This window comes from Legionella gratiana, from assembly GCF_001467695.1.
In the GTDB taxonomy this organism is placed as follows: domain Bacteria; phylum Pseudomonadota; class Gammaproteobacteria; order Legionellales; family Legionellaceae; genus Legionella; species Legionella gratiana.
Window position 1 is genome coordinate 702,817 of the sequence record NZ_LNYE01000022.1, and the last position, 6,231, is coordinate 709,047.

Here is a 6,231-nt window from a genome sequence, read left to right on the forward strand (position 1 = left end):
TATCGAGTTGGAAGAGCCGTACAGCTCCGATACCTCACACCACCGTATATGCACTATCACATATGGCGTTTTGGCACCAATTATTGTCTTACTCACAACTGGATCAACCACATAACCGTTTTTATCAATAATAAAAACGGTTATGAAAAAATATTGCCCTCTTTTAATTCTTTAATCAAGCAGAAAACTCAACGACTCTGGAGCCCATGAGTTATTAGAACCTGCACCCGATAAAGTTCCCTGTTCAGCAAAAGGATAAGTATTTGTTGGTGTAAACACCGGTACTGGAATAGACTCTGGATAAGTCCAAGTTACCCCTGAATCAGTGCTTTGCGCTAAAAGTGGCCGACGAGTAGGATCACCGGTAGTATAAATTCCGGCAGCAATACAAATATTACCATCACACCTTGCACGGATTAGAGAACCAAAGTTACTGAAAGCATAAGCAGAAGGAAAACTAGGTGCGGTAATGGATTCAGGATAAGTCCATGTAGCCCCAGAGTTCGTACTTTGCACCAAAAGAGGGCGAATAATGGTGTTACTATCAGTATAAGAACCTACCGCAATACAGATAGAACCATGACAACTCGCACTCGTAAGGAATGTAATTTGGCTTCCAGTAGGGTTACCAAAAGGATAGGTGTTACTGGGTGTAAAAACAGGCGCAGTAACAGATGTAGGATAAGTCCATGTCACACCTGCATCGGTGCTTTGCGCTAAAAGCGGACGCTTAATATTATTAGTATCCGTATATCGACCTACAGCTACACAGATTGAACCATCGCAACTTACACCAAAAAGTACTCCATCGCCTTGAAACGGATAGGTATTGCTTGGTGTAAAAAAAGGAGCAGTAATGGAGCCGGGAAAAGTCCAAGTTACACCTGAATCCTGGCTTACTGCCAACAGAGGACGAGAAACAGCACTGGCATCAGAATACAAGCCAACTGCAACACAATAGTTACTACCACTATTTGTACTAGTACAGCTGACACTATAGAAAATTCCATCTGCACTATAAGGATAAGTATTTGGTGTAAAAACAGGCGCAGTAACAGATGAAGGATAAGTCCAAGTTACACCTGAATTCTGGCTTTGGGCAAGGAGAGCTCGTCTAGTAGAAGCATCGCTATAATAATGCCCTACTGCGATGCAGGTGTTGTTGTTACAACTCGTATTAGCAAAGCTCCCATTATTATTAAATGGATATGTATTGTTTGGCTTAAAGTCTGGAGCAGTAATAGATTCTGGATAAGTCCAAGTCACACCTGAATCCTGGCTTTGTGCCAATAGCGGTCGATTAATAAAGTTAATATCAGTATAACTACCTGCTGCAATACAGGAGGTGCCAAAACAACTTGTGCCAATGAAAGAGCCTAGAAAAGAATAAGGATAAGTATTATTTGGCTCAAATACTGGCGCAGTAATAGACTCAGGAAATTGCCAAGTCGAACCTAAGTCTGAACTTTGAGCTAAAAGGGGTCGAGAATTTCCGCTACTATCAATATAAATACCTCCTGCAATACAAAGAGCTCCACTGCAATTTGCAGATTGCAATAAACCATCGCTCGCATATGGATAAGTATTATTTGGTGTAAATATCGGAGCCGTAATAGATTCTGGATAAATCCAATTATCCCCTAAATCCTGACTTTGAGCCAAGAGTGGCCTGGTAACCGAGCTAGTATCGTGATAATAACCTACTGCAATCGATATCCGCGATGACACTGTTAAACTCGTAGTGCCGGATATAGAACCGCCTGCTGTAGCAGTAATCGTTGTAATACCAGAAGATTCCCCGGTAGCAAGTCCTTTACTTCCTGATGCATTTGAAATCGTTGCAGTAACAGTGTCTGACGAAGACCACGTTACAGAGCTCGTGATGTCAAGCGTGCTCGAATCAGTAAAAGTTCCTGTAGCGATAAATTGCTGTGTTGACCCTTGTGCAATTTGTGCATCGGCAGGCATAACTGCTATGGAGACCAAAGTTGCATTAGTCACTGCCAAATTCGCTGTACCTGATACTGAGCCTAACGTAGCAGTGATCGCTGTAGTCCCAGAAGACGCTCCAGTAGCGAGACCTTTGCTTCCTGACGCATTAGAAATTGTTGCTGTAGCTGTACTTGATGAAGTCCATGTCACAGAAGTTGTGAGAATTTGTGTACTAAAATCCGAATAAGTCCCTGTAGCCGTAAATTGCTGGGTTAAACCTGCTGCAATTTGTGGATTAGAGGGAGTGACTGTAATCAATACTAAAGTCGCATCTGTAACCGTTATGCTCCCAGTACCTGATACAGAGCCTAATGTCGCAGTGATCACAGAGGATCCAGAAGACACGCCGGTAGCAAGACCATTACTTCCAGCTGCATTCGAAATCGTTGCGATTGCAGTACTTGAGGAAGACCAAGTTACGGAACTAGAGAGATTTTGTGTGCTGGAATCCGAATAAGTTCCCGTAGCCGTAAATTGTTGGGTCGTACCCTTTGCAATCGAAGGATTAGTTGGAGATACTGTAATAGAAACCAAAGTTGCATTCGTCACTGCCAAGCTGGCAGAACCTGACACAGAACCTGATGTAGCGGTAATTGTCGTGGTTCCAGAAGATGCTCCAGTAGCTTGACCGTTGCTTCCGGATACATTAGAAATTGTTGCTATTGCAGTATCCGATGAAGTCCAGGTCACAGAGCTAGTGAGATTTTGTGTGCTTGAATCCGAATAAGTTCCCGTGGCCGTAAATTGCTGAGTTGAACCTTTCGCAATTTGTGGATTCGGTGGGGTAATCTCAATGGAAACCAAAGTTGCATTGGTCACAGCTAAGTTCGTTGTACCTGATACAGAACCTAATGCGGCAGTGATCGCTGTGGTTCCAGAAGCCACTCCAGTAGCAATACCGTTGCTTCCAGCAGCATTAGAAATCGTTGCTGTTGAAGTATTAGATGAACTCCAGGTCACAGAACTTGTTAGATTTAGTGTGCTCGAATCCGAAAAAGTTCCTGTGGCCGTAAATTGTTGCGTTGTACCTTTTGCAATGGAAGGATTAGTTGGAGTCACTGCAATCGAAACTAAAGTCGCATTCGTCACCGCTAAGTTTGCTGTACCCGATACAGAGCCTAATACTGCTGTAATCGTTGCAGTACCGGAAGATACTCCAGTAGCTTGACCGTTACTTCCGGATGCATTCGAGACCGTTGCGATGGCAGTACTTGATGAAGACCAAGTCACTGTACTGGTTAAATCCTGAGTACTCGAATCCGAATAAGTACCAATCGCTGTAAATTGCTGGGTAAAACCATCAGCAATTTGTGGATTCGGAGGCGTAACTGCAATCGAAACTAAAGTTGCATTAGTCACTTCTAAGTTCGCCGTATCTGACACAGAACCTAATGTGGCGGTAATTATCGTAGATCCAGAAGATGCTCCAGCAGCAAGACCGTTGCTTCCGGATGCATTAGAAATTGTTGCGATGGCAGTATTCGATGAAGTCCAGATTACAGAGCTTGTAAGGTCGTGTGTACTAGAATCCGAAAAAGTACCAATTGCAGTAAACTGCTGGGTCGTACCTTTTGCAATCGATGGATTAGTTGGAGTCACTGCAATCGAAACCAAAGTTGCATTCGTTACCACTAAACTAGCCGCACCCGATACAGAGTCCAATGTTGCTGTAATTGTTGTGGAACCAGAAGACACTCCTGTCGCTCGACCGTTGCTTCCTGGTGCATTAGAAATTGTCGCGCTCCCAGTATTTGATGAAGACCAGATTACGGAGTTTGTAAGGTCTTGTGTGCTCGAATCTGAATAAGTGCCAACCGCTGTAAATTGTTGGGTAAGGCCTGTTGCAATGGATGCATTAACAGGAGTTATTGCAATAGAGACCAAAGTCGCATTCGTCACTGTCAAACTTGCAGTACCTGATACAGAATCTAATGTTGCCGTGATTGTGGTAGCGCCAGCAGACTCTCCATTAGCAAGACCATTGCTTCCAGCTGCATTAGAAATCGTTGCCGTTGCAGTATTCGATGAAGCCCAGGTCACAGAGCTAGTGAGATTTTGTGTGCTTGAATCCGAATAAGTGCCAATAGCCGTAAATTGCTGAGAAGTACCTTCGGCAATCGATGAATTAGTTGGGGTCACTGCAATTGAAACTAAAGTTGCATTCGTCACCGCTAAACTTGCAGTACCTGATACAGAGCCTAATGCTGCTGTAACCGTTGTAGTACCAGAAGAAACGCCAGTAGCCAAACCATTACTTCCCGTTGCATTAGAAATCGTTGCTGTTGCAATGCTTGAGGAGGACCAAGTTACTGTGTCGGTAAGATCTTGTGTGCTGGCATCCGAATAAGTACCAATCGCTGTAAATTGTTGCGTCGTACCTTTTGCGATTTGTTGGTTAGTTGGAGTCACTGCAATTGAAACCAAAGTCGCATTGGTTACTGCCAAATTTGTAGTGCCGGACACTGAGCCTAATGTCGCCGTGATCGTTGCCGTACCTGAAGACAATCCTGTAGCCTGACCATTGCTTTCTGGTGCATTAGAAACCGTCGCAATGGTAGTATCTGACGAAGACCAGATTACAGAGCTTGTGACATTGTAAACATTGGAATCTGAAAAAGTTCCCATCGCTGTCAATTGCTGAGTGGTGCCTTCTGCAATTGATGGATTCGTTGGAGTCACTGCAATTGAAACTAAAGTTGCATTGGTCACTGTTAAACTTGTAGTAGTCGATACAGAACCTAAAGAAGCAGTGATTGTTGTAGTACCGGGAGAATTTCCGGTAGCCAGACCATTAGTTTGTGGTGCATTTGAAATTGTTGCGATGTTTGTAATTGATGAAGACCAAGTTACCGAGCTGGTGAGATCTTGTGTACTCGAATCTGAATAAGTGCCGGTGGCTGTAAATTGTTGAGTTAAGCCTTTCGCGATTTGGGAATTAGGGGGAGTGATCGCAATCGAAACCAAAGTTGCATTGGTCACTGCTAAGTTCGATGTGCCTGATACAGAACTTAATGTGGCAGTGATTGTTGTAGTTCCAGAAGCCACTCCAGTAGCAATACCATTACTTCCCGATGTATTAGAAATCGTCGCGATCGCAGTGTTTGACGAAGACCATGTCACCGAGCTGGTGAGGTCGTGTGTGCTGGAGTCTGAAAACGTACCAATGGCAGTAAATTGCTGAGTGGTACCTTTTGCAATCGATGGATCAGTTGGAGTCACTGCAATTGAAACCAATGTTGCGTTCGTCACGGCTAAACTTGCAGTACCCGATACAGAATCTAATGTTGCGGCAATCGTGGTGGTGCCAGAAGAAACGCCTGTAGCAAGACCGTTGCTTCCTGATTCATTGGAAATCGTTGCTGTCGCAATGCTTGATGAAGACCAAGTTACGGAACTAGTGAGATCTTGTATACTGGAATCCGAATAAGTACCAATTGCGGTAAATTGTTGAGTTATGCCTTTTGCGATTTGGGAGCTAATTGGAGTCACTGCAATTGAAACCAAAGTCGCATTCGTCACTGCCAAGCTCGCCGTACCCGATATACCACCTAGGGTTGCGGTAATTGTAGTGGTGCCAAAGGATTCCCCAGTTGCAAGTCCATTGCTTTCTGGTGCATTAGAAATTGTTGCGGTTGCAGTGCTTGAGGAAGTCCAAGTCACTGCGCTGGTGATGTTGTGCGTACTGGAATCCGAATAAGTCCCCATCGCCGTAAATTGCTGGGTTGTACCCTTTGCAATTGATGGATTCGTTGGAGTCACTGCAATCGAGACCAAAGTCGCATTTGTTACTGCTAAACTTGCTGTACCTGATACAGAACCTAATGTTGCGGTAATCGTGGTGGTACCGGAAGCCTCCCCAGTGGCAAGACCATTACTTCCCAGTACATTAGAAATCGTTGCTGTCGTAATGCTTGATGAAGACCAAGTTACGGAACTAGTGAGATCTTGAGTGCTGGCATCTGAAAAAGTTCCAATCGCCGTAAATTGCTGGGTCAAACCTTTCGCGATTTGAGAGCTAATTGGAGTCACTGCAATTGACACCAAAGTCGCATCTGTCACTGATAGACTTGTCGTACCCAAGACACCCTCTAATGTTGCAGTAATCGTGGTGGTACTGGCAGCATTCCCGGTGGCAAGACCATTGCTTCCCGGCGCATTAGAAATCGTTGCCGTTGCAGTGTTTGATGAAGACCATGTCACTAAACTGGTGATGTTTTGTGTGCTGGAATCCGAATAAGT

1 protein-coding gene is annotated in these 6,231 nt (G+C 44.3%); it reads right to left on the bottom strand.

Translation table 11 applies throughout. The features are described 5' to 3' along the window. Positions 1-171: 171 nt before the first annotated feature. Entirely contained in the window at positions 172-6,204 is a 6,033-nt protein-coding gene (locus Lgra_RS10865) for an Ig-like domain-containing protein (RefSeq protein ID WP_274519568.1), read from the bottom strand. Between the last annotated feature and the right edge of the window lie 27 nt (positions 6,205-6,231).